At 56.4% G+C, this 24,688-nt stretch carries 26 protein-coding genes; 9 read left to right on the forward strand and 17 right to left on the reverse strand.

Features of this window, described 5'->3' with window-relative positions; all coding sequences use genetic code 11:
* Positions 1-12: 12 nt before the first annotated feature.
* The gene (znuA, locus tag WFK85_RS11095) at positions 13-957 is read right to left on the reverse strand and encodes a zinc ABC transporter substrate-binding protein ZnuA (RefSeq protein WP_008453945.1); all 945 of its coding nucleotides are present in this window, start codon (positions 955-957) and stop codon (positions 13-15) included.
* A 79-nt stretch (positions 958-1,036) separates the two neighbouring features.
* Between znuA and znuC the strand changes: the two genes are divergently transcribed.
* Positions 1,037-1,789 (forward strand): zinc ABC transporter ATP-binding protein ZnuC, encoded by a 753-nt coding sequence (znuC, locus tag WFK85_RS11100; protein WP_008453942.1) that lies wholly within the window; start codon positions 1,037-1,039, stop codon positions 1,787-1,789.
* On the forward strand, positions 1,789-2,574 hold the full coding sequence (gene znuB / locus WFK85_RS11105; protein ID WP_008453940.1) for a zinc ABC transporter permease subunit ZnuB: 786 nt from the start codon (positions 1,789-1,791) through the stop codon (positions 2,572-2,574). The genes znuC and znuB overlap by 1 nt, the downstream gene beginning before the upstream one ends.
* A 55-nt stretch (positions 2,575-2,629) precedes the next feature.
* Here the strand turns inward: znuB and ruvB are convergent, their stop codons facing one another.
* The 6 genes from ruvB to aspS form a co-directional block, all read right to left on the reverse strand.
* Complete coding sequence (ruvB, locus tag WFK85_RS11110; protein ID WP_336708217.1) at positions 2,630-3,640, reverse strand: Holliday junction branch migration DNA helicase RuvB; 1,011 nt, start codon at positions 3,638-3,640, stop codon at positions 2,630-2,632.
* Positions 3,641-3,648: 8 nt separating this feature from the next.
* Positions 3,649-4,260 (reverse strand): Holliday junction branch migration protein RuvA, encoded by a 612-nt coding sequence (ruvA, locus tag WFK85_RS11115; protein ID WP_008453936.1) that lies wholly within the window; start codon positions 4,258-4,260, stop codon positions 3,649-3,651.
* Positions 4,261-4,342: 82 nt separating this feature from the next.
* Complete coding sequence (ruvC, locus tag WFK85_RS11120; protein ID WP_008453933.1) at positions 4,343-4,864, reverse strand: crossover junction endodeoxyribonuclease RuvC; 522 nt, start codon at positions 4,862-4,864, stop codon at positions 4,343-4,345.
* Between the two features lie 40 nt (positions 4,865-4,904).
* Positions 4,905-5,645 carry a YebC/PmpR family DNA-binding transcriptional regulator gene (locus tag WFK85_RS11125; RefSeq protein WP_008453931.1) on the reverse strand — a complete coding sequence of 247 codons (741 nt, stop codon included), beginning with the start codon at positions 5,643-5,645 and terminating at the stop codon, positions 4,905-4,907.
* 23 nt (positions 5,646-5,668) lie between these two features.
* On the reverse strand, positions 5,669-6,112 hold the full coding sequence (gene nudB, locus WFK85_RS11130; RefSeq protein ID WP_008453929.1) for a dihydroneopterin triphosphate diphosphatase: 444 nt from the start codon (positions 6,110-6,112) through the stop codon (positions 5,669-5,671).
* Positions 6,112-7,884 (reverse strand): aspartate--tRNA ligase, encoded by a 1,773-nt coding sequence (aspS, locus tag WFK85_RS11135; protein WP_336708220.1) that lies wholly within the window; start codon positions 7,882-7,884, stop codon positions 6,112-6,114. The genes nudB and aspS overlap by 1 nt, the downstream gene beginning before the upstream one ends.
* A gap of 268 nt (positions 7,885-8,152) precedes the next feature.
* On the opposite strand from aspS, the gene WFK85_RS11140 reads away from it, so the two are divergent.
* From WFK85_RS11140 to cmoB, 5 genes are all read left to right on the forward strand, one after another.
* Positions 8,153-8,719, forward strand: a complete 567-nt coding sequence (locus WFK85_RS11140) for a hydrolase (protein WP_336708222.1) — start codon at positions 8,153-8,155, stop codon at positions 8,717-8,719.
* Entirely contained in the window at positions 8,716-9,534 is an 819-nt protein-coding gene (locus WFK85_RS11145) for a DUF72 domain-containing protein (protein ID WP_166991798.1), read from the forward strand. The genes WFK85_RS11140 and WFK85_RS11145 overlap by 4 nt, the downstream gene beginning before the upstream one ends.
* Positions 9,535-9,604: 70 nt before the next feature.
* Positions 9,605-10,000, forward strand: a complete 396-nt coding sequence (locus WFK85_RS11150) for an MAPEG family protein (RefSeq protein WP_008453920.1) — start codon at positions 9,605-9,607, stop codon at positions 9,998-10,000.
* A gap of 39 nt (positions 10,001-10,039) precedes the next feature.
* A complete protein-coding gene (gene cmoA, locus WFK85_RS11155) occupies positions 10,040-10,783 on the forward strand; it encodes a carboxy-S-adenosyl-L-methionine synthase CmoA (RefSeq protein WP_166991795.1) in 744 nt (247 codons plus the stop codon).
* Positions 10,780-11,751 (forward strand): tRNA 5-methoxyuridine(34)/uridine 5-oxyacetic acid(34) synthase CmoB, encoded by a 972-nt coding sequence (cmoB, locus tag WFK85_RS11160; RefSeq protein ID WP_166873000.1) that lies wholly within the window; start codon positions 10,780-10,782, stop codon positions 11,749-11,751. Before cmoA ends, cmoB begins: the two co-directional genes overlap by 4 nt.
* A gap of 54 nt (positions 11,752-11,805) precedes the next feature.
* On the opposite strand, the gene WFK85_RS11165 is transcribed toward cmoB, so the two are convergent.
* Entirely contained in the window at positions 11,806-12,084 is a 279-nt protein-coding gene (locus WFK85_RS11165) for a DUF1471 domain-containing protein (RefSeq protein ID WP_008453915.1), read from the reverse strand.
* A 224-nt stretch (positions 12,085-12,308) separates the two neighbouring features.
* Positions 12,309-13,058 (reverse strand): copper homeostasis protein CutC, encoded by a 750-nt coding sequence (cutC, locus tag WFK85_RS11170; protein WP_166872997.1) that lies wholly within the window; start codon positions 13,056-13,058, stop codon positions 12,309-12,311.
* Positions 13,059-13,149: 91 nt separating this feature from the next.
* On the opposite strand from cutC, the gene WFK85_RS11175 reads away from it, so the two are divergent.
* Complete coding sequence (locus WFK85_RS11175; protein ID WP_336708227.1) at positions 13,150-14,289, forward strand: MalY/PatB family protein; 1,140 nt, start codon at positions 13,150-13,152, stop codon at positions 14,287-14,289.
* Here WFK85_RS11175 and WFK85_RS11180 read toward each other — a convergent pair whose 3' ends face one another.
* Entirely contained in the window at positions 14,290-14,856 is a 567-nt protein-coding gene (locus tag WFK85_RS11180) for a VOC family protein (RefSeq protein WP_166991597.1), read from the reverse strand.
* Between the two features lie 244 nt (positions 14,857-15,100).
* Between WFK85_RS11180 and argS the strand changes: the two genes are divergently transcribed.
* Positions 15,101-16,834: an arginine--tRNA ligase gene (gene argS / locus WFK85_RS11185; RefSeq protein ID WP_008453907.1), complete on the forward strand. Its 1,734-nt coding sequence runs from the start codon at positions 15,101-15,103 to the stop codon at positions 16,832-16,834.
* A 60-nt stretch (positions 16,835-16,894) separates the two neighbouring features.
* Here argS and bglB read toward each other — a convergent pair whose 3' ends face one another.
* The 7 genes from bglB to cheY all read right to left on the reverse strand — a co-directional run bounded on the left by bglB (position 16,895) and on the right by cheY (position 24,687).
* Positions 16,895-18,034, reverse strand: a complete 1,140-nt coding sequence (gene bglB, locus WFK85_RS11190) for a beta-galactosidase BglB (protein ID WP_336708229.1) — start codon at positions 18,032-18,034, stop codon at positions 16,895-16,897.
* A gap of 4 nt (positions 18,035-18,038) precedes the next feature.
* Positions 18,039-19,622, reverse strand: coding sequence for an MFS transporter (locus tag WFK85_RS11195; protein ID WP_166991591.1), 1,584 nt, complete (start codon positions 19,620-19,622; stop codon positions 18,039-18,041).
* A 249-nt stretch (positions 19,623-19,871) separates the two neighbouring features.
* Positions 19,872-20,267 (reverse strand): flagellar protein FlhE, encoded by a 396-nt coding sequence (gene flhE, locus WFK85_RS11200; RefSeq protein ID WP_166991587.1) that lies wholly within the window; start codon positions 20,265-20,267, stop codon positions 19,872-19,874.
* A 3-nt stretch (positions 20,268-20,270) separates the two neighbouring features.
* Positions 20,271-22,349 carry a flagellar biosynthesis protein FlhA gene (gene flhA, locus WFK85_RS11205; RefSeq protein ID WP_008453903.1) on the reverse strand — a complete coding sequence of 693 codons (2,079 nt, stop codon included), beginning with the start codon at positions 22,347-22,349 and terminating at the stop codon, positions 20,271-20,273.
* Complete coding sequence (gene flhB, locus WFK85_RS11210) at positions 22,342-23,493, reverse strand: flagellar biosynthesis protein FlhB (RefSeq protein WP_336708230.1); 1,152 nt, start codon at positions 23,491-23,493, stop codon at positions 22,342-22,344. The genes flhA and flhB overlap by 8 nt, the downstream gene beginning before the upstream one ends.
* Positions 23,494-23,636: 143 nt before the next feature.
* Positions 23,637-24,287 carry a protein phosphatase CheZ gene (gene cheZ, locus WFK85_RS11215; RefSeq protein ID WP_008453901.1) on the reverse strand — a complete coding sequence of 217 codons (651 nt, stop codon included), beginning with the start codon at positions 24,285-24,287 and terminating at the stop codon, positions 23,637-23,639.
* Positions 24,288-24,297: 10 nt separating this feature from the next.
* Positions 24,298-24,687: a chemotaxis response regulator CheY gene (gene cheY / locus WFK85_RS11220; protein WP_008453900.1), complete on the reverse strand. Its 390-nt coding sequence runs from the start codon at positions 24,685-24,687 to the stop codon at positions 24,298-24,300.
* Between the last annotated feature and the right edge of the window lies 1 nt (position 24,688).

Genomic DNA, 24,688 nt, shown 5'->3' on the forward strand with positions numbered 1-24,688 from the left:
TTCACTTCCTCGTTAATCTCCTTTCAGGCAGCTCGCATACTGGTTCGCAAGTCCGGTCATAAACTGCATATAGCTGTTTTTACCCAATGCGACTTCAATTCCCAGAGGATCTAAGGTGCCGGAGCGAACGTTAGTGCCTCTGGCAACGGCGTTAATTACCGCTGGCCTGAATTGTGGCTCAGCAAAAACGCAAACCGCTTTATGCTCAACCAACTGTGTTCTGATTTCATGTAAACGCTGCGCACCAGGCTGTATTTCAGGGTTAACGGTAAAGTGGCCAAGCGGCGTTAAACCGTACTGTTTTTCAAAGTAGCCATAGGCGTCATGAAAAACGAAATACCCTTTTCCTTTCAGCGGTGCCAGCACGGAACCCACCTGTTTATCGGCGTCGGCTAAGCCTGACTCGAAATCTTTCAGGTTGGCGTCAAGTTTGGCTCGATTTTCGGGCATAAGTTCCACTAATTTATCGTGGATTGCAACCGCCGACAGCCGCGCTACTTCTGGGGAGAGCCAAATGTGCAAGTTGTATTCACCGTGATGGTGATCTGCGTCACTCTTTGCGCCATGGCCATGTTCATCGCCGTGCTCATGGTCGTCGTCGTCACCGCCTTTCATGAGCAGCGGTTTCACGCCGGCAAGCGCCGCCAGCTCAAGCTGTTTTTGCTCGGGAAGCTGACGCACAGACTTCTGCATGAAAGCTTCCATTTCTGGCCCAACCCATACAACTAAGTCCGCGCCCTGTAAGCGTTTTACATCGGACGGACGAAGTGCATAGTCGTGCTCAGAGGCGCCATCAGGCAGTAATACTTCTGTGCCAGTCACCCCGTCGGCAATGGCTGAAGCGATAAAGCCCAGAGGCTTGATGGACGCCACAACAGCGGCGTTAGTGTTGGTGACGGCAGAGCCCCAGAGGGCAGCGGAAAATGCAGCGAAAAGAAGTGTCTTTTTATGTAACATAATGCAACTTATCATCGTGAAAATCAGAATAATTGTGATATTATAACATCCGCTAACTTATGCAACCCCTGAAATTGTCATGACAAATTTGGTTGAACTGGAAAATATCTCGGTCTCTTTTGGCCAGCGACGCGTGCTGGCTGATATCTCACTTGCGCTAAAGCCCGGCCGTATTCTTACGTTGCTGGGGCCTAACGGTGCCGGTAAATCCACCTTAGTGCGTGTCGTGCTTGGGCTGGTCACACCCGATCAGGGTGTCATCAAGCGCGACCAGCATCTGCGCATTGGCTACGTGCCGCAAAAACTTCATTTGGACGCCACGCTGCCGCTCACGGTTAGTCGTTTCCTGCGCCTGCGTCCGGGAGTGAAAAAAGCCGACATTCTCCCGGCACTTAAACGCGTGCAGGCTGCTCATTTGATAGATGCGCCAATGCAGAAGCTCTCTGGCGGTGAAAACCAACGCGTTCTGCTGGCGCGAGCGTTGTTGAATGAGCCTCACCTGCTGGTACTGGATGAACCCACCCAGGGCGTGGACGTCAACGGCCAGCTCGCGCTTTATAATCTGATTGACCAGCTTCGCCATGAGCTGAACTGCGCGGTGCTGATGGTTTCTCATGATCTGCACCTCGTCATGGCCAAAACCGATGAGGTGCTGTGCCTGAACCACCATATTTGCTGCTCCGGTACGCCAGAAGTCGTCTCCACCCATCCTGAGTTTATCTCGATGTTTGGGCCCATCGGTGCCGAACAACTGGGCATTTATCGCCACCATCATAACCACCGTCACGATCTGCAGGGTCGCATCGTTCTGCGCAGAGGGAATGGACAGTAATGCTTGAATTGTTGTTGCCCGGCTGGCTGGCCGGGATTTTGCTCGCCTGTGCGGCAGGGCCGCTGGGCTCTTTTGTGGTCTGGCGTCGGATGTCTTATTTTGGCGATACGCTGGCTCACGCCTCATTGCTGGGCGTCGCGTTTGGTCTGCTGCTCAATGTGAACCCTTTTTATGCCGTTATCGCAGTGACGTTGTTACTTGCTATTGGCCTGGTCTGGCTGGAGAAACGCCCTCACCTCGCCATTGATACTCTGCTGGGTATTATGGCGCACAGCGCCCTGTCGCTCGGTCTGGTGGTGGTCAGCCTGATGTCTAACGTCCGCGTCGATCTCATGGCTTACCTTTTCGGCGATTTACTGTCAGTCACGCCGTCGGACATTATCTCCATTGCCGCTGGCGTAGCCGTCGTGCTTGGCGTACTGGCCTGGCAGTGGCGGAGCCTGCTGGCGATGACCATCAGCCCGGACCTTGCCCACGTGGACGGCGTCAATCTTCAGCGAGTGAAAATGCTGTTGATGCTGGTGACCGCCCTCACCATCGGTGTTGCAATGAAATTCGTCGGGGCGCTCATCATTACCTCACTGCTGATTATACCGGCCGCAACCGCACGACGCTTCGCCCGAACGCCTGAACAAATGGCGGGCTTTGCGGTTCTCATTGGTATGATTGCCGTCACCGGCGGGCTGGCTTTCTCGGCACTTTACGATACTCCGGCAGGTCCATCCGTAGTGCTGGCCGCCGCCGCGCTGTTTATTCTTAGCATGGCTAAAAAGCAGCCGGCTTAAACCTCACGTAGACACGAAAAAGGCGCCCTGAGGCGCCTTTTTTATTGCGGAATATTCACGGCTGAGCCGGAGGCACAATCCCAAAGTGCGTCCAGGCCCGCGGCGTGGCAATACGCCCGCGCGGCGTTCGCTGCAGAAAGCCCTGCTGAATCAGAAACGGCTCCAGCACGTCCTCAATGGTTTCTCGCTCTTCGCCGATAGCGGCGGCAAGGTTATCCAGCCCAACCGGGCCACCGAGGAACTTGTCGATCACCGCCAGCAACAGCTTGCGGTCCATGTAATCAAACCCTTCGCTATCCACATTCAGCATGTCCAGCGCCTGCGCTGCTACTTCGGCAGTAATCGCCCCGTCATGCTTTACTTCAGCAAAGTCGCGAACGCGGCGAAGTAAGCGGTTGGCAATACGCGGCGTACCGCGAGCGCGGCGGGCAACTTCCAGAGCACCATCATTGCTCATCTCCAGCCCAAGCACGCTGGCGCTACGCCCGACAATATGCTGCAGGTCGGCCACCTGATAAAACTCCAGGCGCTGCACAATGCCGAAACGGTCGCGCAGGGGCGAAGTCAGGGAGCCCGCGCGGGTGGTCGCGCCAATCAGGGTGAACGGAGGGAGATCGATTTTAATCGAACGTGCAGCCGGGCCTTCGCCAATCATGATATCCAGCTGATAGTCTTCCATCGCCGGATACAGCACCTCTTCCACCACCGGAGAAAGGCGGTGGATCTCATCGATAAACAGTACGTCGTGAGGCTCAAGATTGGTTAGCATTGCCGCCAGATCGCCAGCTTTCTCCAGCACCGGGCCGGAGGTGGTTCGCAAATTCACGCCCATCTCGTTGGCCACGATGTTAGCCAGGGTGGTTTTCCCCAGCCCCGGTGGGCCAAAAATCAGCAGATGATCGAGCGCATCGCCGCGCAGCTTGGCCGCCTGAATGAAGATTTCCATCTGCGAGCGCACGTGCGGCTGCCCGACATACTCTTCGAGCAGCTTCGGGCGAATGGCACGATCGATTAACTCGTCCTGGGTGATATTTCCTGGGGATACCAGGCGGTCTGCTTCAATCATCCTCTACCTCATAGCGCCGCGCGGAGCGCTTCGCGGATCAGGGTTTCGCTGTCGGCACCGGCACGGCCCACTTTGCTGACCATGCGGCTGGCTTCCTGTGGTTTATAGCCCAGAGAAACGAGGGCAGCAACGGCTTCCTGCTCGGCATCGTCTGCCTGGCCGTTATCCGGCGAGGTTAGCACCAGATCGGCTGCAGGGGTAAACAGGTCGCCATGCATGCCTTTGAAGCGGTCTTTCATCTCCACAATCAGGCGCTCGGCGGTTTTCTTACCCACGCCCGGCAGCTTGATAAGGGAGCCAATTTCTTCGCGCTCGACGGCATTCACGAACTGCTGAGCCGACATCCCGGAGAGAATAGCCAGCGCCAGTTTTGGCCCCACGCCGTTCACTTTAATCAGCTCACGGAACAGCGTCCGTTCCTGCTTATTGTTAAACCCGTAAAGCAGCTGAGCGTCTTCACGCACCACGAACTGAGTGAACACCACCGCCTCTTTGCCAATGTCCGGCAGCTCATAGAAGCAGGTCATCGGCATATACACTTCGTAACCCACGCCGTTGGTTTCCAGCAATACCAATGGGGGCTGCTTTTCCAGAACGATGCCTCTGAGTCGACCTATCACAATGTGCTCCTGCATATTTACGTTGATGCGCGAAAAAGTAACGCTATGATATAAAAAAGGCTGGATAGATATCCAGCCTTAATTATTTTAATCGCCCTCGCGCCAAATTAAGCCGCGATTCGCTCATCTGGACCGAGTTTTGCGTCACATGGCAATGCGTAATGGCGATAGCCAACGCATCCGCCGCATCCGCCTGCGGGTTGGCCGGGAGCTTAAGCAGCGTGCGCACCATGTGCTGCACCTGGCTTTTCTCCGCGCTGCCTATGCCCACCACGGTTTGCTTTACCTGACGTGCCGCGTACTCAAACACCGGTAGATCAGCATTCACCGCTGCGACAATGGCCGCGCCGCGCGCCTGCCCCAGCTTAAGCGCGGAATCCGCATTTTTCGCCATAAATACCTGCTCGATGGCAAAATACTCGGGCTGGAACTGAGTAATGATTTCGCTCACCCCCGCGTAGATAAGCTTCAGACGCGAGGGCAAGTCGGCAACCTGCGTTCGGATACAGCCGCTGCCCAGATAGGTCAACTGCCGCCCGGTCTGGCGGATAACGCCGTAACCGGTGACGCGCGATCCCGGGTCGATGCCGAGAATAATCGCCATCACGCGTCTCCTGAGTACAGGTCAGATATTGGCTGCGCCATTAAAGGGTAGCCGCCACCTCGTCGGAGATCTCACCGTTGTGGTAAACCTCCTGCACGTCGTCACAATCTTCCAGCATGTCGATCAGACGCATCAGCTTAGGCGCGGTATCCGCATCCATGTCTGCTTTGGTGGAAGGGATCATGGAAACTTCTGCGTTGTCCGCCTTCAGGCCCGCTGCTTCCAACGCATCTTTCACCGCGCCCATCTCTTCCCATGCGGTGTAAACGTCGATAGCGCCGTCGTCGAAGGTTACGACGTCTTCAGCACCCGCTTCCAGCGCAGCTTCCATAATCTGATCTTCGTCACCTGCTTCGAAGGAGATAACCCCTTTCTTGGTGAACAAATAAGCAACGGAGCCGTCGGTGCCCAGATTCCCGCCGCATTTGTTGAACGCGTGACGCACTTCGGCAACGGTACGGTTACGGTTGTCGCTCAGGCATTCCACCATCACGGCAGAGCCGCCAGGGCCGTAACCTTCATAAATGATGGTTTCCATGTTCGCATCATCATCGCCGCCCACGCCGCGTGCAATCGCACGGTTCAGGGTGTCGCGCGTCATGTTGTTCGACAGCGCTTTATCGATAGCTGCGCGCAGACGCGGGTTAGACCCTGCATCACCGCCGCCCAGACGGGCAGCCGTTACCAGCTCGCGAATAATTTTGGTGAAAATCTTACCGCGCTTGGCATCCTGTGCCGCTTTGCGGTGTTTCGTGTTGGCCCACTTACTATGACCTGCCATAACAATCTCCAAAAGCGCCTGTATCAGGCGGCATCAATTACAAACTCTTCAATCGCCTGCCGGTTGCTCCATGACTTGGTCATCAGGGCCGCCTCTTCGGCGGGCACCCATTTCCAGGCCAGATGTTCGGTAATCGTAATCTGGCGTTCATGAGGCAGCGCAAGACAGAACCACGATTCCGTATTGCGCGTGATCCCCGGCGCATAGCGATGACGCAAATGAGTAAATATCTCAAACTCCACCCGGCGCTGGCAGTCAACTAACGGCAGCGGCTCATTGAGCACGTCGATAGCGACCTCTTCCTTTACTTCACGCCGGGCGGCATGCAGCGCGCTTTCCCCTTCTTCAAGGCTGCCGGTGACCGACTGCCAAAAATCAGGATCGTCGCGCCGCTGTAACATCAGCACCCGCTTCGTATCTTCTGCGTAAATGACAACCAGAACCGAAACGGGACGCTTATAAGGCATCAGTTTTTCTCTGCCTTTTTGATGACTTCAATCCCCAGCTCGGCAAGCGCAGCCGGGTTAGCGAAGCTTGGCGCTTCGGTCATCAGACAGGCGGCAGCCGTGGTTTTCGGGAAGGCGATAACGTCACGGATGTTGTCGGTGCCGGTCAGCAGCATCGTCAGGCGATCCAGACCAAACGCCAGGCCCGCATGAGGCGGCGTACCGTACTTCAGCGCGTCCAGCAGGAAGCCGAATTTCTCGCGCTGTTCCTGCTCGTTAATGCCCAGAATGCCGAACACGGTCTGCTGCATCTGGCCGTTGTGAATACGCACGGAGCCACCGCCCACTTCGTAGCCGTTGATAACCATGTCGTAGGCGTTGGCAATCGCGGTTTCCGGCTGAGCCGCCAGTTCTTCCGGCGTCATGTCTTTTGGCGCGGTGAACGGGTGGTGCATCGCGGTCAGGCCGCCTTCGCCGTTGTCTTCAAACATTGGGAAGTCAACCACCCACAGCGGCGCCCATTTTTTCTCATCGGTTAACTGCAAATCTTTACCGATTTTCAGACGCAGTGCGCCCAGCGCGTCGGCAACCACTTTCTTGCTGTCCGCGCCGAAGAAGATCATGTCGCCGTCGGCTGCGCCGGTACGAGCCAGGATAGCTTCCACGATATCCGCGTTCAGGAACTTGGCGACCGGGCTGGTGATCCCTTCGATGCCTTTCGCACGTTCGTTAACCTTGATGTACGCCAGGCCGCGAGCGCCGTAAATTTCGATGAACTTGCCGTAGTCGTCAATCTGTTTACGGCTGATCTGTGCGCCACCCGGCACACGCAGTGCGGCAACGCGGCCTTTGGCGTCGTTTGCCGGGCCGGAGAAGACCTTAAACTCTACGTCTTTGACCAGGTCAGCCACATCCACCAGCTCCAGCGGATTACGCAGGTCCGGCTTGTCGGAGCCGTAGCGGCGCTCAGCTTCGGCGAAAGTCATCACCGGGAAGTCGCCCAGGTCAACGTTAATGGTGTTGATCCACAGTTTGCGCACCAGGTCTTCCATCACTTCACGCACCTGTGGCGCGGTCATGAAGGACGTTTCAACGTCGATCTGGGTAAATTCTGGCTGACGGTCGGCGCGCAGGTCTTCGTCGCGGAAACATTTCACGATCTGATAGTAGCGGTCAAAGCCGGACATCATCAGCAGCTGTTTGAACAGCTGAGGAGACTGCGGCAGAGCGTAGAATTTACCTTTATGGACGCGGGAAGGCACCAGATAGTCACGTGCACCTTCTGGCGTAGCCTTGGTCAGCATTGGGGTTTCAATATCGAGGAAACCGTGGTCGTCCATAAAGCGGCGCACGAAGCTGGTAATTTTTGCGCGAGTTTTCAGGCGCTGAGCCATTTCTGGACGACGGAGATCCAGGTAACGGTACTTCAGGCGCGCTTCTTCGGTATTAACGTGGTTGGAGTCCAGCGGCAGCACGTCAGAGCGGTTAATGATGGTCAGTTCGGTGGCAAACACTTCCACTTCGCCGGTCGCCATATCTTTATTAACGTTGCGCTCGTCGCGAGCACGCACGGTGCCAACAACCTGAATACAGAACTCATTACGCAGTTCAGAGGCGAGCTGGAACGCTTCCTGACGGTCCGGGTCGAAAAACACCTGCAAGATGCCTTCACGATCGCGCATATCAATAAAGATAAGGCTACCGAGGTCACGGCGACGATTGACCCACCCACTAAGCGTTACTTGCTGTCCCACATGGGATTGATTGAGCTGCCCGCAATATACTGTACGCATGAGATATCCCTTAATTAGCTGCACGCGACCCGCCACCTGCGACGGCAGGCGCTTTGGTGGCAGCTATTTCGACTGTCACAACTGGATGAAAAAAGGGGGCTATTATACTGGAAATAATGGCTGGCGATAACCCCGAAACCGCCGACTGGCGCGAATCGCAGCGCCGGTATTGCAGATTCTCACAAAAATTAACAAAATTTGTAAACTCAGCAACCTGGCTTCCAGCGTAAGGTATTGACCCTTAACCCCAATGTTAACCGGAGTCACAATGACACAACTCAACGCATCTCGTACTGCCCTGGTGGTGATTGACCTGCAGGACGGCATTTTACCGTTTGCCGGTGGCCCCCACAGCGCCAGCGACGTCGTGGCTCGTGCCGCGCGTCTGGCAGAGAAATTCCGCGCCAGCGGTTCGCCGGTGGTGATGGTGCGCGTGGGCTGGTCAGCCGATTACGCAGAAGCCCTGAAACAACCTGTTGATGCCGCACCTCCGGGCCATGCCCTGCCTGAAAACTGGTGGAGCTACCCGGCCGCGCTCGGTAAAAAAGACAGTGACATTGAAGTCACCAAACGCCAGTGGGGAGCGTTTTACGGCACAGACCTCGAGCTACAGCTGCGCCGCCGCGGCATCGACACCCTCGTCCTTTGCGGTATTTCGACCAATATTGGCGTCGAGTCCACCGCACGTAACGCCTGGGAAATGGGGTTCTCGTTGGTTCTGGCTGAGGATGCCTGCAGCGCCGCCAGCGCCGAGCAGCATAATCACAGCCTGAAGTTCATCTTACCGCGTATCTCCCGCATTCGCAGCACCGACGAGATAATTGCTTCGCTATGATTTATATCGGCCTTCCCCAGTGGCAGCACCCGAAATGGAACCGGCTGGGCATCACTTCGCTGGAAGATTATGCCCGCCACTTCAACTGTGTGGAAGGCAACACCACGCTGTACGCTCTGCCCAAAGCGGAAATCGTACAGCGCTGGCGGGAAATGACGGGCGACAGTTTTCGCTTCTGTTTTAAATTTCCCGCCACCATTTCCCATACCGCCGCCCTTCGCAACTGCGGCGACCTCACCGCCGAGTTTTTCGACCGCATGTCGCCGCTAGCGGGCAGAATAGGCCAATACTGGCTTCAATTGCCGGCCACTTTCGGGCCTGGCGACCTCCCGGCGCTGTGGCATTTTCTGGATGCATTGCCCGCGGAGTTCACCTATGGCGTTGAAGTCCGGCACCCGGCCTTTTTCGACAAAGGTGCGGATGAACAGGCATTGAATCGCGGCCTGCATGACAGGAAAGTGAATCGAGCCATTCTCGACAGCCGCCCGATTCACAGTGCCGTGCCGCACAACGAGGCGGTGCGGGAAGCCCAACGTAAAAAGCCCAAAGTTCCGGTGCATGCCATTGTCACGGCCAGCCATCCTCTGGTGCGATTTATCGGCAGCGACAACATGACGCAAAATGCCGAGCTGTTTGATGTCTGGTTAAAAAAGTTGCCTGAATGGACGGCAAAAACAACGCCATACCTTTTTCTCCACACCCCGGACATTGCCCAGGCACCGGAGCTGGTTCATACCCTATGGCCCGCGCTGCAGCACGTTTTTCCTGAATTAGGGGCTCCACCCGCCATCCCGCAACAGGCCACACTTTTCTGAGCGCTAGCGACAGCACTCCGCTTGCGAGCTATCATAGCGTGAGCCGTAACTGTTACGACATGGAGTTAATATGGTAAGCGCGCTGTATGCGGTGCTGGCTGCTCTGCTGTTAATTAAGTTTTCGTTCGACGTTGTTCGCCTGCGAATGCAGTACCGGGTTTCCTACGGCGACGGCGGCTTTAGTGAACTCCAAAGCGCCATCCGTATTCACGGTAATGCGGTGGAATATATTCCCATTTCCCTGCTGCTTTTACTGCTGATGGAGATGGACGGCGCCGAAACCTGGATGGTGCATATTTGCGGTATTATGCTGCTGGCCGGACGCCTGCTGCACTACTACGGATACCATCATCGCCTGATCCGCTGGCGCCGTTCCGGCATGAGTGCCACCTGGTGCGCGCTGATGCTAATGGTGCTGGCCAACTTATGGTATATGCCGTGGGAGTTGGTTTTCTCGCTCCATTAACGCAAAATACGCCCCTTTCGAATTTCCGGATTTAACGTTATGTCTGACCGCGATACGCTGTTTTCCGCCCCGATAGCCAAACTGGGCGACTGGACCTTTGATGAACGGGTAGCCGAAGTCTTCCCCGATATGATCCAGCGCTCGGTGCCAGGTTACTCCAATATCATCTCCATGATTGGCATGCTGGCGGAGCGCTTCGTGCAGCCCCACAGCCAGGTTTACGACCTTGGCTGCTCTTTGGGCGCGGCAACATTATCGGTACGACGCAACATTCATCACGATGGCTGCAAAATCATTGCCGTCGACAACTCCCCGGCCATGGTCGAACGCTGCCGCCGCCATCTTGACGCCTTTAAAGCGCAAACGCCCGTCGAAGTCATCGAAGGCGATATTCGCCATATCGCCATCGAAAATGCGTCGATGGTGGTGCTGAACTTCACGCTACAATTCCTCGAGCCCGACGACCGTCAACTGTTGCTGAATAAAATCTGGCAGGGCCTGAGGCCGGGCGGTGCACTGGTGCTTTCGGAGAAATTCAGCTTTGAAGATGCCGAAGTTGGCGAGCTGCTGTTTAACATGCACCACGACTTTAAGCGCGCCAACGGCTACAGCGAACTGGAAATCAGCCAGAAGCGCAGCATGCTGGAAAACGTGATGCTGACCGACTCGGTCGAAACCCACAAAAAACGCCTCAAACAGGCGGGCTTTGAGCACGCCGAACTGTGGTTCCAGTGCTTTAACTTTGGCTCTCTGGTAGCCGTCAAGTCCGGAGAAGTCGCGTGATTGATTTCGGTAATTTTTATCAGCTGATTGCAAAAAACCACCTGGCCCCGTGGCTGGAAACCCTGCCCGCGCAAATTGCCAGCTGGCAGCGTGAATCCCTGCACGGCCAGTTCAAGCACTGGTACAACACGGTGAACTATCTGCCGGAGATGACGCCTCATCGTCTGGACCTCCTGCACAGCGTCACCGCTGAGTCCGCCATGCCGCTGAGCGAAGGCCAGCAGCTTGGCATAGAAAAGCTGCTCCGCAACCTGATGCCCTGGCGCAAAGGGCCCTACTCGCTGTATGGCGTAGATATCGACACCGAATGGCGCTCAGATCTTAAATGGGATCGCGTCTTGCCGCACATTTCGCCGCTTGCCGGGCGGACCATTCTCGACGTGGGCTGCGGCAGCGGCTATCACCTGTGGCGCATGATTGGCGCAGGCGCGCAGCTGGCGGTTGGCATTGACCCGATGCAGCTGTTTATTTGCCAGTTTGAGGCGGTGCGTAAGCTGCTTGGGAACGATCAGCGCGCCCACGTTCTGCCGCTTGGTATTGAGCAACTTCCAGAGCTGAACGCCTTTGATACCGTGTTCTCGATGGGCGTGCTTTACCATCGCCGCTCGCCGCTGGATCACCTCTGGCAGCTGAAGAATCAGCTGGTCAAAGAAGGCGAACTGGTGCTGGAAACGCTGGTGGTGGAAGGCGATGAAAATACGGTATTAGTGCCGGGCGAGCGCTATGCTCAGATGCGCAACGTTTACTACATCCCGTCCGCGCTGGCATTGAAAAACTGGCTGGAGAAATGCGGTTTTGTCGACGTAAAAATTGTCGACCACTGCGTCACCACGCAGGAAGAACAGCGCCGCACGTCGTGGATGATCACCGAATCGCTGGGCGATTTCCTCGACCCAAATGACAGTGGCAAAACCATTGAAGGTTACCCCGCCCCGCTTCGTGCCGTTCTGGTGGCCCGCAAGCCATAGCCCACAAACAAAAAACCCGGCGCTGATTGCCGGGTTTTTTATCTTCGCCATCGCTTAGCGATAAACCTGTGCGGTGCCACTCCACAGGCTGGAGTCTCCCGGCGTGCCCAGGCCAGTAATGTTAATTTTGCTGCCGCCGATTTTCTCGGCCTTTACCTGCAGTCGGTTGATGGCATCATCGGTGCTGCCGGATACGCCACGAATGGACACGACGCCAATTTGCTCCTGTCCTGCCGGGCTGCTGTTAAGCACTTCGGGCAGCGGTGCGGCAAAAGCGGCAGATGCGAAGACGGATGACAGAGCCAGGATGACAGTTGCAGTTATTTTTTTCATTTTTAATTCCCTCTAACATAGATAGTTGTCGGAGAGGATTATTCACCCCAGGGTGTTTTGTAACGTAAGTGGCTGGCAAACGAAGTTAAACAATGTGTACAAAAAGTGAAGGAAAGGTTACGCGACGCATCGCTGGTTACAAGATAAAAAAAGCCCCAGCAATACGCCGGGGCCTGGTACGAGCAAGCATCATATTGGGCGACATGATGCGCGGTAGAAATCTTTCAGCGCGGCGGGTTTGCGTCCACCAGCGCGTTTTTCATGGCCGCTACTACGTCTGCATCCACGCAGTAGCGATTAAACTCATCGGCTTGTGCATCGGCGCTCATGGACACGCCCGCTTTGCGATAGCGCATTGGAGAAGGCACCGAACGCCCTGCCGAGCTGTGAAGCTCCTCAATACCATTGGCAACAAACTTATCGAGGTTGCTCAGACGCACGCCTGCGCCAGCCATAATAATTGGAGCACGGGAATGCTGTTTTAGTTCCCGAAGAAGTGAGATTCCCGTTTCGGCCGTTTGCTGCTGCCCTGAAGTCAGGATCCTTGCTACCCCTAACGCCGCTAGTTGCTCAAACGCCTGCAGCGGATGCTGGCACATATCAAAAGCCCGGTGGAACGTCACGGCCATGCCCTCAGCGGCCTGCATGACCTGCTCCATTCGCGGTAAATCAATATTGCCGTCTACATCAAGCATCCCGATAACAAGCCCGGGGAAACCGAGTTCACGCACAAACGCAATATCTTCAAGCATGGTGGCAAATTCGCCGTCGGTGTAGCAAAAATCACCGCCGCGCGGGCGAATAATTGGGTGCACCGGGATCGATACCTTCTGCCTAACCTGGCGCAGCACGCCAGCGGACGGCGTCAGCCCACCTTCTTTAGGCGCCGAGCAGAGTTCAATTCTGTCCGCGCCGGCCTGTTCTGCAGTAACAGCACAATCTATTCCATAACAGCATATTTCAAGTAAAGCCATTGATTACTCCTGATAAAACCTGCAGTTCGCCGGTTGTGTCCCCGTCACTGAATGATAATCTTAAATGAGGTCCACAAAAAGGTAGCGTACTATGGCATTCAATTTTGATGAATGGATCGACAGGCGTCACAGCGACAGTTCGAAGTGGAATAAATTTGCTGAAAACGTGCTGCCTATGTGGGTTGCTGACATGGATTTTCGCTCCCCGCCCTGCATCCTTGAGGCACTTCAGGCACGCGTCCGACACGGCGTATTTGGCTACGGCAAACGCCCGCATGAACTGATAGATGTCCTGACCGAAAGACTCGCCAGCCGCTATCAGTGGCGCATCAAACCCGAATGGCTGGTCTTTTTGCCTGGCGTTGTTTCCGGCCTGAATCTCTGCGTTCGAGCCTTTACCGCCGCCTCTGAATCGACGATAGCCCCGACGCCGATATACCCGCCGTTTCGTAAAGCATCCGAACTTGCCCGGCGTATGCAGATTAACGCACCGCTCAGGCTCACAGAAAAGCGCTGGACTCTTGAGCTTGAGGCATTAACGGCCGGCATGACCGGCAATGAAAAACTGCTGATGCTGTGTAACCCGCAGAACCCTGGCGGCACGGCTTACCGCCGTCGCGAACTAGAGCAGCATCTGGCCTTCGCGCAGCGGCACGAGTTAATTGTCTGTTCCGACGAAATCCACTGCGACTTATTGCTTGAGCCCGGCGTAACGCACATCCCCTTCGCGACTTTAAGTGAAGATGCAGCGCAGCGTTCAGTGACGCTACTATCCCCGTCCAAAACCTTTAATATTGCCGGGCTTGGCGCCTCGGTGGCCGTTATTCCCAACCCTGACCTGCGGCGCAAATTCAAAGCCTCGCGGGCGGGCATTGTGCCGGAAGTGGATATTCTTGCCCTGACGGCGGCGGAAGCTGCATGGCGAGACGGCGAGGCGTGGCTGCAGGCGCTGCTGGTTTATCTGCGCGCAAACCGGGATCGGCTGACCCAGGCCGTGAATGCCACGCCGGGTTTAACGATGATATCGCCGGAAGCCACTTATCTCGGCTGGGTTGATGCCAGCGGATTAGGCGTAGAGAATCCGGCGGCATTCTTTTTCAACGCCGGGCTGGGCTTTTCTCCCGGCATCGATTTTGGCGAGCAACAGTTTATCCGCATCAACTTTGGCTGTACGGCCGCTGTCCTTGCCGAAGCCCTTAGCCGCCTGCAAACTGCGGTGCAGCAGCGCTAATCAGTCACCCTGTTCGCTGGCGACGATCTGCTCAATGCTCCAGGGGTGGAATTTGATGGTCACTTTACCGTCGGTGACCGCAAGCGTTGGGTTGGGCAATCTTTCGCGTTCGCCTTTCGGGGCGCTGGTTTTCACCGAAATTCCCGTTTCACGCAGCCCGGCGTCAGACAACAAGTCCAGCGCCCGCGCGTTAAGCGTTTCTGGCTCGCCCGGCAGCACAATCTCAATGTGCTCCCAGCCTTCGTGCGGGTAACGTTTTTCCCCGGGCCAGGGCAGTTCCACAACCGTAAACCGCCAGTGCTCGACGCACACCGGCTCGTCGAGCTTGAATAAGCAGATCGGACGGCCATTGATAATATTTTCACTCAGCAACGTGCCGCATTTTTCCAGCCCTGTACGCCAGCGTTCGGCGGTCACGTTCTGGTGGCAGCGCAAAGAAATGTGATCGGCATCCAGGGGCGCAATCTCCAGCCCAAGTCGGGTGGCAAGTTCTGTTAACGCTTTTGTAAATCTCGGCAGATCTGCCGAAATATCATGCAGTTCATCTACCGTCTGCCAGTGTGCCATGCCGCCATCCTCTTTTTTAGAAACCGCGTAATCTACCCTGTTCCTGGCAGGCCGCCAACTCCCCGCCAGGGCCAAATGCCGATGAATGGTTATTCATTGCGCCGTTAATAATAATTGCACCGCCCGCTAGCGAGGCTTTTGCTGACGTCGGAGCGTAAATAACGTTATACTCACGCCCTGTTTCTTTCCTCATTTTTAGGCGGCCCTTGACGTGGCGGCCCAGTACAAATTGTAAGGTATCCCGGTGAATATTCAGTCTCTTCTCTCAGAAAAAGTCAGCCAGGCGCTGATTGCTGCAGGTGCGCCAGCGGACTGCGAACCGCAGGTTCGTCAGTCAGCAAAAGTCCAGTTCGGCGACTATCAGGCCAATGGCGTGATGTCCGTTGCTAAAACGCTGGGCATGCCGCCGCGACAGGTTGCAGAGAAGGTCATCGCTAACCTCGATCTGACCGGGATCGCCAGCAAAGTTGAGATTGCCGGCCCTGGCTTTATCAACATTTTCCTCGACCCGGCATTTCTGGCGAAAAACATTGATGAGGCCGTGGCGTCCGATCGCGTTGGCGTGAGCGTGTCTGAACCGCAAACTATCGTCGTCGACTACTCTGCGCCAAACGTTGCCAAAGAAATGCACGTGGGCCACATTCGCTCCACCATCATCGGTGACGCGGCCGTGCGCACCCTGGAGTTCCTTGGCCACAAGGTCATCCGTGCCAACCACGTTGGCGACTGGGGCACTCAGTTCGGCATGCTCATCGCGTTCCTGGAAAAACAGCAGCAGGAAAACGCGGGCGAAATGGCGCTGGCCGACCTGGAAGAGTTTTACCGCGCGGCCAAAAAACACTATGACGAAGACGAAGTTTTTGCCGAGCGCGCCCGTGGTTACGTGGTAAAGCTGCAGGGCGGCGATGAATACTGCCGTGAGATGTGGCGCAAGCTGGTCGACATCACCATGACGCAGAACCAGAAAACCTACGAACGCCTCAACGTGACGCTGACCCGCGATGACGTGATGGGCGAAAGCCTCTACAACCCAATGCTGCCTGGCATTGTGGCGGATCTGAAAGAGAAAGGTCTGGCGGTAGAGAGCGAAGGCGCCACCGTGGTGTTCCTGGACGAGTTCAAGAACAAAGACGGCGACCCGATGGGCGTGATCATCCAGAAGAAAGATGGCGGTTACCTCTACACCACCACCGACATCGCCTGTGCCAAATACCGCTATGAAACCCTGCACGCCGACCGCGTGCTCTACTTCATTGACTCTCGCCAGCACCAGCACCTGATGCAGGCATGGACCATCGTGCGTAAAGCTGGCTACGTGCCGGAGTCCGTCACCCTGGAGCACCAGATGTTCGGCATGATGCTGGGCAAAGACGGCAAGCCGTTCAAAACCCGCTCCGGCGGCACCGTGAAGCTGACCGACCTGCTCGATGAGGCAATGGAACGCGCCCGCGGTCTGGTTGCGGCGAAGAACCCGGATATGCCTGCAGACGAACTGGAAAATCTGGCGAAAGCGGTAGGTATTGGTGCGGTGAAGTACGCCGACCTGTCCAAGAGCCGTACCACCGACTACATCTTCGACTGGGACAACATGCTCGCCTTCGAGGGGAACACCGCGCCGTACATGCAGTATGCCTACACACGCGTCCTGTCCGTGTTCCGTAAGGCCGACCTCGACGAAGCCGAACTGCTGAAAGCGAAGGTTGTTATTACCGAAGACCGTGAAGCTCAGCTGGCCGCCCGCCTGCTGCAGTTTGAAGAGACGCTGAATGTGGTTGCCCGCGACGGTACGCCGCATGTGATGTGTGCCTATCTGTACGATGTTGCCGGCCTGTTCTCCGGCTTCTACGAGCACTGCCCGATTCTCAGCGCCGCCGATGAAGCGACCCGCAACAGCCGCCTGAAGCTGGCGTTGCTCACCGCGAAAACGCTGAAGCTGGGTCTGGATACGCTGGGTATCAACACCGTAGAACGTATGTAATTCTTCAGCTATACAAACAAAAACCCGGCCACCGTGCCGGGTTTTCTTTTTTTAAGCGACTCAGTAATAGCCGCGCAGATATTCCGTCATACACAGAATGGCCATCGCCTGGCCGTACGGCATAGAAGTCAGCGGTATCTGGCGGTAAAACTCAAGATTACTGCCCATGCCGGTGCCAAACGACGTTTGCAGCAGCTCCCCTTCCGGCGAGATATTAGCCACAATACCGCGCATCGCCTTTTCTCCGACTGCCGCATAGTCTGCGCTGATGTAGCGCTTTCGCGCCGCCTTGAGAATGCCGTAGGCAAAACCGGCCGTCGCCGAGGCTTCCAGGTAAGAATCGGGGTCATCAAGTAAGGTATGCCAGAGGCCCGTTTCATGCTGGCATTTCGCCAGCGCCTCTATCTGCCGGTTCAGCACCTGCAGCAGATAACGGCGTACCGCGCTGGTTTCAGGCAAATCAAGCAGCTCAAGGAAGTCCGGGATAACAATAGTCAACCAGCTGTTACCCCGTGCCCAACGTGCGTGAGCGAAGTTGTGGCAGCCGTCGTAGCTCCAGCCGTGAAACCACAGCCCGCTCTCCCTGTCCATCAGGTTCTGAACGTGCAGTAAAAACTGGTAGGTCGCCTCCTCCACATACGCTTTGCGCCCAAGCAGCTTGCCGATTTTCGCCAGCGGGAGCACCGTCATCATCAGCGTGTCATCCCACATCTGCCGATGGTTCTCCTCCGCCAGGGTGATGTGCTGCATCCCGCCAAAATCCGTGCGCGGCATCTCATGCATTGCCCATTCGGCCCAGCTTTCAAGCCAGGGCAGATGCGCTGGATTCAGACTTTCTTCATAGCGATACGCCAGCGTCAGAAACGGTGCCATTGTGTTGACGTTTTTGGTGGTCGCCCCTTCGGCAAAACGCGCGGTAAACCAGTCGTCGATGATATCCCGCATCGAGGTATCTCCCGTCTGGCGGTAATACTGCCAGATCACGTACAGTCCGATCCCGTGCGTCCATTCCCAGCCGGCCCAGCCCTTGGTATCGATCGTCCTGCCATCATCCAGCCGCAGCAAAAACTCACCGCTTGCATCCTGAATATTGACCAGATTATCGGTCACCTTCTCTATCAGCGCTTTCAGTTCGTCCCTGGCAATAAAACGCTCAGGCTGACGTAACAACGGGCTGTGCTTAACGGGCCAAACCTTCATGATATTAACCTCCATGGTATGTTGAATTCGGTGATGCATCGGTCTGAAGCGTTGACGCAGGCGGCTTGTTGCGGTTGAGGTAGCCAATGTTGTTATTGCCCCAAAGGGCTTCGAACGGCATCCCCGCCAGCATTTCTACCGTCGCTCGAGCTTCCGGAGAGCTGGCCTGTGGAATTGCGCTGCCAGACTCACGCATTTTGGCCGTCTCTTCACGCAGCGTACTGTGGGTTTGTAGGTTGAGCCTGAAACGCAGGGAGACAAGGAACCCACAGGTCAGCACCAGCAGCGTGCCCACGCTCAGGATGATCAGAATGGTGTGGCTAACCTCCTCAGGCTGCGTTTTTTGCCCGCTGACAAAGCCAGACATTTGCATCACGATGCCCACCAGCATCACCGCACCTGCCTGCGAAGCTTTACGCGTCAGGGTCATGATCCCGGCAAAAATCCCCTCGCGGCGCTGGCCGGTTATCACCTCATCCACATCGGCAATGTAGGTGTAGGTATTCCAGGGAACATAGTTGATGCCTCCTCGCCCCAGTCCGGCGACGGCTGAAACCAACAGCAGCAGTGCATACACATCGCTAAGCCCCGCATAGTAAAGCAGCGCGTAGGCAAGAGAGCTGATGCCAAACAGCACCACAACCATGCGGTAAGACGGTGCGGGCCCAAAGCGGATGCACAGCGGGATCATCGCTATAACCGCGATAAACTGAAAAATCGCCATGGTGCCGAGCAGATTCGAGGCAAAAGAGACCTCCTGCATCAGTACGAAAACGACGTAGTAAGTGAAGACCGCATTAAAGACATCCTGCGCAATATAGCCGCCAAGATACATGCCCAGATGCTGGCGAAAAATCTTTATCCGCAGCGTAGATCCCAGCTCAACAAACAGGCGGTTGAGGCTTTGCCCGAGGCTTAGCTGCTGCTTCTCCGCTTCCGCCCGAAGCGCGGCTTCCGTCCACGTCTCGCGTGGGCGCTCCCAGGTAAAACACCAGACAAACGTCAGCATCAGCGCGCACAGTACGGAAAACACCAGGCTTGCATAGAAGAAGGAGATGGCGCTGTCTTTACCAAACTGGGTCAACAGTATGCCCGGCAGGAAAGAGGCAAGTATCGCCGACATTTGCGCCATAGAAATCCGCGCGCCCGAAAACTTGGTTTTCTGTTTAAAGTCGTCGGTCATTTCCGGCACCAGCGTTTCATACGGCACCAGAATCATGGTGTAGACGACATCAAAGATCAGATAAGTGACCAGGTAGTACCAGAAATCCATGTTGCCTACCCACATCAACGAATAGCTGAATACGCAGGGAATGCCGAGCAGGATAAAGAACTTCCTTCGTCCGAATCGCTTGCCGAGCCGGGTGGAACCGAAGTTATCGGTAAGAAAGCCCATCAATGGGCTGACCAGCGCATCCAGCACCCTGGCCGCGGCAAAAATAAAGGTGGCCTCAATGGGAGAGAGCCCGCAAAACGTGGTGTAAAAATAGAGCAACCATGCCGCCGTAAGCGCCGTGGTCCCTGCCCCTAAAAAGTCGCCTGAGCCATAGGCCAGGTAATTCGTGAATCCAATCTTCCGTGTTCTCATCGCCGTCAGCCCTTATGGTTTTTCGGAGACTCCCTGATGACTGCTCCTCGCTCCGGGAGTAAATACACGGTTAAAGGTAAAAGCATCGCGCCAGTGATACCTCTGCGTTTCTGCCACCGGCAAACGGAAAATGGCAAAAATACAAAGGGACCCCGGGCATGAGTCACTGATTGATAAAACAAAAGGGTTTAACGCGGAAAACGAGAGGTCGGCCAGCGTATGAATCCCGCTGGCCGGTAAGAGAGAGACTTACTGCACGTAGTTAACGATGACCTGATTACTGCGCACCCGCAGTGGCGGGTACATAGAACCGCCGCCCGGTACTTCCCAGACAAAGCGCAACGGCTGATTTGCATCGGTGTTGGTCAGCCCGCGCGTGGTGCCGTTTGCACCCTCAAGCGGGGTGCAATTCGTCGGCGAACAAAGTTTGACGGTCAGCCCCGCAGGCGTCGGGCCATCCAGCACATAGGTCCAGGCAATCAGCGTCATTCTGCCGCTGACGGGCTGCATCGGTTTCAACGGCCGGGACGAGGCCGTTACGCCCCGGTTACTGAGAGTCACGCCAATCCCGCTGTCCTGCCAGGAGCCCTCACCTAACGCCAGGGCACCAAACGGCACCAGCAGCATCAAAAGTAACGCTTTCATTCTTTATTTCGCTCCGATAGTTGCCGTCATGCGGATATTGCGGTTGTCGGACAGCTCCAGGCTCGAGAGCACAACCAGCTGCGGCAGCGTTCTGCGTAAGAAGCGCGCCAGCAGCGGACGCAGGGCATGGTTCACCAACAGCACCGGTGGTGCACCCAGCATTTCCTGGCGCTGCAACGCATCCTGAGTCTGTTCCAGCAGGCGATCCGCCAGCCCCGGCTCAAGGCCGCCCCCGCCCTGCAGCGCCTGCAGCAGCAGACGCTCAAGAGACGCATCCAGGCCGATAACCTGCACTTCACCGGTGCCAGGGAACCATTGCTGGGTGATAGCCCTGCCCAGCGCCACGCGAACCACGGCGGTGAGCTCATGCGGATCGCTCTGAATAGGCGCATGCTCCGCCAGCGTTTCCAGAATGGTTCGCATATCGCGGATCGGCACTTTCTCTTCAAGCAGGTTTTGCAGCACTTTATGCAGCGTGGTCAGCGTCACCACCGCCGGGATAAGATCTTCCGTCAGCTTAGGCATTTCCTGCGTCACGCGGTCAAGCAGCTGCTGCGCTTCCTGGCGGCCAAACAGCTCTGGCGCAAACTGTCCGATAAGGTGGTTCAGGTGCGTTGCCACCACGGTACTCGCTTCAACCACGGTGAAGCCCTGAATTTGCGCCTGCTCTTTCAGCGCGCTCTCAATCCAGATGGCGGCCAGGCCAAAGGCCGGATCAATGGTCGCCTCGCCCGGTAACGTCCCTGCAGCGGTGCCGGGGTTAATCGCCAGCCAGCGGCCTGGGTAGGCATCCCCGCTGCCAATTTCTACGCCCTTCATCAAAATACGGTAGCGCGCGGGCGGCAGATCCATATTGTCGCGAATATGCACCACCGGCGGCAGGAATCCCATCTCCTGGGCGAATTTTTTACGAATACTGCGAATACGGCCCAGCAGCTCGCCGTCCTGCTGGAAATCCACCATCGGAATCAGACGATAACCCACTTCCATGCCCAGCGGATCTTCCAGCTGCACGTCATTCCAGGTCGCTTCCACGGCCTGATTATTTTCCGGCATCTTCACCGGCTGAGGTGCTTCCGGCTCGGCCATCTGGCGGCCACGCATCCACCAGGCCAGGCCCAGCAGTGCGGCGGTAAACAGCAGGAACACAAAGTTCGGCATACCCGGCACCATCCCGAGCAGCCCCAGCACGCCAGCGGCCAACAGCATCACGCGCGGGTTGTTGAACAGCTGGGTCACCATCTGTTCACCGACATCCTGATCGGTCGCCACGCGGGTAACAATCACGCCCGCAGCGGTGGAAATCACCAGCGCCGGGATCTGGGCGACCAGGCCGTCACCGATGGTCAACAGCGTATAGCTCTGTGCCGCCGCCCCCATCGCCATATCGTGCTGGATAACCCCGACCATCAGGCCGCCCACCACGTTAATCACCATGATGATAAGCCCGGCCACGGCGTCGCCGCGCACGAACTTACTCGCCCCGTCCATTGAACCGTAAAAGTCAGCTTCCTGGGTCACTTCAGAACGGCGTTTTTTCGCTTCCTCTTCACCAATGATCCCGGCGTTCAGATCGGCATCGATAGCCATCTGTTTCCCCGGCATCCCGTCCAGCACAAAACGTGCCCCGACTTCGGCGATACGTCCCGCACCCTTGGTGATAACCATAAAGTTGATGATAACGAGGATGATAAACACCACGATACCGATGGCGAAGTTGCCGCCCACCAGGAAGTGGCCGAAGGCTTCAACCACTTTACCCGCTGCCGCCGCACCGGTATGCCCTTCCAGCAGGATGATACGGGTAGAAGCCACGTTTAGCGCGAGGCGCAGCAAAGTGGTAAACAGCAGAATGGTCGGAAACGCCGCGAAGTCCAGCGTGCGCTGGGTGAACATCGCCACCAGCAGCACCATGATCGACAGCGCGATGTTAAAGGTAAACAGCAGGTCGAGGACAAACGGCGGCAGCGGCAGCACCATCATCGACAGAATCAGCAGGATCAGTACCGGTCCCGCAAGAATTTGCCATTGCCCAGATTTCATGTTGCCCGGCAGGCGCAACATCGCAGCCAGATTAGCCATCGGAGTCCTTCTCGTTTGCAAAGTCCAGCGCCTCAGGCACCGGCAGATTTTCAGGTTTCTTCGGAATTAAGCCGCCCGCCACGCGCCAGCGGCGCAGCTGCCAGACCCAGGCCAGCACTTCCGCCACGGCAGAATAAAGCTGGCCGGGGATCTGCTGCCCAATTTCCGCATGTCGGTACAGCGCACGCGCCAGCGGGGGGGCTTCCAGCATCGGGATGCGGTTTTCATTGCCAATTTCTTTAATGCGCTGAGCGATCAGTCCGGCACCTTTCGCCAGGACTTTAGGCGCGCTCATTTTGTTTTCGTCGTACTGCAGAGCCACCGCATAGTGGGTCGGGTTGGTCACGATAACGTCAGCTTTTGGCACATCGGCCATCATGCGGCGGCGCGCAATCGCTCTTTGCTGCTGGCGAATACGCCCTTTAATGTGCGGATCGCCCTCGTTCTGTTTGTACTCGTCACGAATATCCTGGCGAGTCATGCGTAACTTTTTAATGTGGCTGTAAATCTGGAAGAAGACGTCAAATCCCACCATCGGGATAAGGCCCAGAATCACCAGCAGGGCACAAAGCGCCACCATGTTGAGCGCGCTGGCAAGGGCAGTAACCGGGGACTCACTCATCAGGCGCATCATCGCCGGCCAGTTGTGCCACAAATACCAGGCAGCCACGCAGCCCACCAGCACCGCTTTCAGCAGCGCCTTGAGTAACTCCGCTGCCGTCTGCATAGAAAACATCCGCTTAATGCCGGCAATCGGGTTGAGCTTGCCGAGATTAAACTTGATCGACTTGGAGCTAAAGTTCACGCCCCCCAGTAGCATCGGCGCGGCTATCGCGACAATAACCAGGCCGGAGATCAGCGGCAGCAGCGCCATCACGGCAAGCTTAATCAAATGGCTGATCTGATTCACAATCAGGCTGGGGTCGTTGATGATTTTGTGGTCGAAGTGCAGGCCATCAGACAGCATGGCGCCGAGCATCTTGCCCAGCGACGCCCCGCCCATCCAGATAATGCACAGCCCTACCAATAACATCAGCAGGGAAGTCAGTTCACGGGAACGCGGGATCTGCCCCTCTTCACGCGCCTTTTCAAGTCGGTGGGCCGTGGGGGCTTCTGTTTTTTCCTGATCGCTATCTTCAGACACCGCAACAATCTCGTGGCCGCATTTTCAAGGACAGCATGCCAGAGCACGGTTGGGCTAATAGAGGAATTACAAACGTTTTTGTACGTTTATTTTGACGTTAACGGGCGGCCTCCCCCACGCACGCGAGAGCGGCCGCCGCTATTTTAAAAGCCTAAGCTGTCCAGCAAATCATCAACCTGATCCTGACTTGCCACCACGCCGGCGGCGGAAGCATCAAGCTGCGGGCCGTTCAGCAAGCCTTCGTTCACGCGCTTGGCGCGAGCGTCCGGCTCCGGCATGTTTTCCAGCAGCACCATCAACAGCTGGCGCTCGATCTCCTGGATAACGTCCATCATACGCTTGATAACCTGGCCAGTGAGGTCCTGGAAATCCTGCGCCATCATGATTTCCAACAGCTGGGCGTTGGTGAAGCTGGTGTGCTCCGGGACGCCTGACAGGTAGCTGCGGGTGTCAGTCACCAGTTCGCGCGCATCTTTCAGCTCGATCGGATTTTCAAACCATGCATCCCAGCGGCCGCTCAGCGCTTTCGCTTCGCTTTCCAGCTGGTTCTGGTGAGGCTGAGACAGCTCCACGCAGTTCAGGGCGCGCTCGGCGGCCTGCGCGGTCATCTGCACGACATAGTCCAGGCGATCGCGGGCATCAGGAATAGCTTCAGCCGCTTCAGCAATGGCCTGGTCGAGCCCCAGCTCACGCAGGCTGTCGCGCAGCATGCGGGTCAGGCTGCCGATACGTGCAATGATATCGGTTGGTGAATGCTCGTGTATCTCTGTTGCCGGGTTTGTTGATGAGTGCATTTGCGCCTCCTTACATGCCGAGCTTTTCGAAAATTTTGCCCAGTTTCTCTTCCAGTGTTGCCGCAGTGAATGGCTTAACGACGTAGCCGCTTGCCCCGGCCTGTGCGGCTGCAATGATGTTTTCTTTTTTGGCTTCTGCCGTAACCATCAGCACCGGCATCGCTGACATCGCGCCGTCGGCACGAATGGTTTTCAGCAGCTCCAGACCGTCCATGTTCGGCATGTTCCAGTCGGAAATCACAAAGCCGAAACCACCGGCCTGCAGTTTGTTCAGCGCGTCTACGCCGTCTTCCGCTTCTTCAACGTTATTAAAACCCAGCTCTTTAAGCAGGTTACGCACGATGCGGCGCATGGTTGAAAAGTCGTCTACGACCAGAAACTTGAGTTCTTTGTCCGCCATA

Origin of the sequence: Cedecea sp. VD22 (genome assembly GCF_037150195.1) — a bacterium.
GTDB lineage: Bacteria > Pseudomonadota > Gammaproteobacteria > Enterobacterales > Enterobacteriaceae > Cedecea.

Excerpts from the sequence above, each read along its gene's own strand:
- znuA (WP_008453945.1), bottom strand. The coding sequence starts at position 957 with ATGTTACATAAAAAGACACTTCTTTTCGCTGCATTTTCCGCTGCCCTC.
- znuC (WP_008453942.1), top strand. The coding sequence starts at position 1,037 with ATGACAAATTTGGTTGAACTGGAAAATATCTCGGTCTCTTTTGGCCAG.
- znuB (WP_008453940.1), top strand. The coding sequence starts at position 1,789 with ATGCTTGAATTGTTGTTGCCCGGCTGGCTGGCCGGGATTTTGCTCGCC.
- ruvB (WP_336708217.1), bottom strand. The coding sequence starts at position 3,640 with ATGATTGAAGCAGACCGCCTGGTATCCCCAGGAAATATCACCCAGGAC.
- ruvC (WP_008453933.1), bottom strand. The coding sequence starts at position 4,864 with ATGGCGATTATTCTCGGCATCGACCCGGGATCGCGCGTCACCGGTTAC.
- WFK85_RS11125 (WP_008453931.1), bottom strand. The coding sequence starts at position 5,645 with ATGGCAGGTCATAGTAAGTGGGCCAACACGAAACACCGCAAAGCGGCA.
- nudB (WP_008453929.1), bottom strand. The coding sequence starts at position 6,112 with ATGCCTTATAAGCGTCCCGTTTCGGTTCTGGTTGTCATTTACGCAGAA.
- aspS (WP_336708220.1), bottom strand. The coding sequence starts at position 7,884 with ATGCGTACAGTATATTGCGGGCAGCTCAATCAATCCCATGTGGGACAG.
- WFK85_RS11140 (WP_336708222.1), top strand. The coding sequence starts at position 8,153 with ATGACACAACTCAACGCATCTCGTACTGCCCTGGTGGTGATTGACCTG.
- WFK85_RS11145 (WP_166991798.1), top strand. The coding sequence starts at position 8,716 with ATGATTTATATCGGCCTTCCCCAGTGGCAGCACCCGAAATGGAACCGG.
- WFK85_RS11150 (WP_008453920.1), top strand. The coding sequence starts at position 9,605 with ATGGTAAGCGCGCTGTATGCGGTGCTGGCTGCTCTGCTGTTAATTAAG.
- cmoA (WP_166991795.1), top strand. The coding sequence starts at position 10,040 with ATGTCTGACCGCGATACGCTGTTTTCCGCCCCGATAGCCAAACTGGGC.
- WFK85_RS11165 (WP_008453915.1), bottom strand. The coding sequence starts at position 12,084 with ATGAAAAAAATAACTGCAACTGTCATCCTGGCTCTGTCATCCGTCTTC.
- cutC (WP_166872997.1), bottom strand. The coding sequence starts at position 13,058 with ATGGCTTTACTTGAAATATGCTGTTATGGAATAGATTGTGCTGTTACT.
- WFK85_RS11175 (WP_336708227.1), top strand. The coding sequence starts at position 13,150 with ATGGCATTCAATTTTGATGAATGGATCGACAGGCGTCACAGCGACAGT.
- WFK85_RS11180 (WP_166991597.1), bottom strand. The coding sequence starts at position 14,856 with ATGGCACACTGGCAGACGGTAGATGAACTGCATGATATTTCGGCAGAT.
- bglB (WP_336708229.1), bottom strand. The coding sequence starts at position 18,034 with ATGAAGGTTTGGCCCGTTAAGCACAGCCCGTTGTTACGTCAGCCTGAG.
- WFK85_RS11195 (WP_166991591.1), bottom strand. The coding sequence starts at position 19,622 with ATGAGAACACGGAAGATTGGATTCACGAATTACCTGGCCTATGGCTCA.
- flhE (WP_166991587.1), bottom strand. The coding sequence starts at position 20,267 with ATGAAAGCGTTACTTTTGATGCTGCTGGTGCCGTTTGGTGCCCTGGCG.
- flhA (WP_008453903.1), bottom strand. The coding sequence starts at position 22,349 with ATGGCTAATCTGGCTGCGATGTTGCGCCTGCCGGGCAACATGAAATCT.
- cheZ (WP_008453901.1), bottom strand. The coding sequence starts at position 24,287 with ATGCACTCATCAACAAACCCGGCAACAGAGATACACGAGCATTCACCA.
- cheY (WP_008453900.1), bottom strand. The coding sequence starts at position 24,687 with ATGGCGGACAAAGAACTCAAGTTTCTGGTCGTAGACGACTTTTCAACC.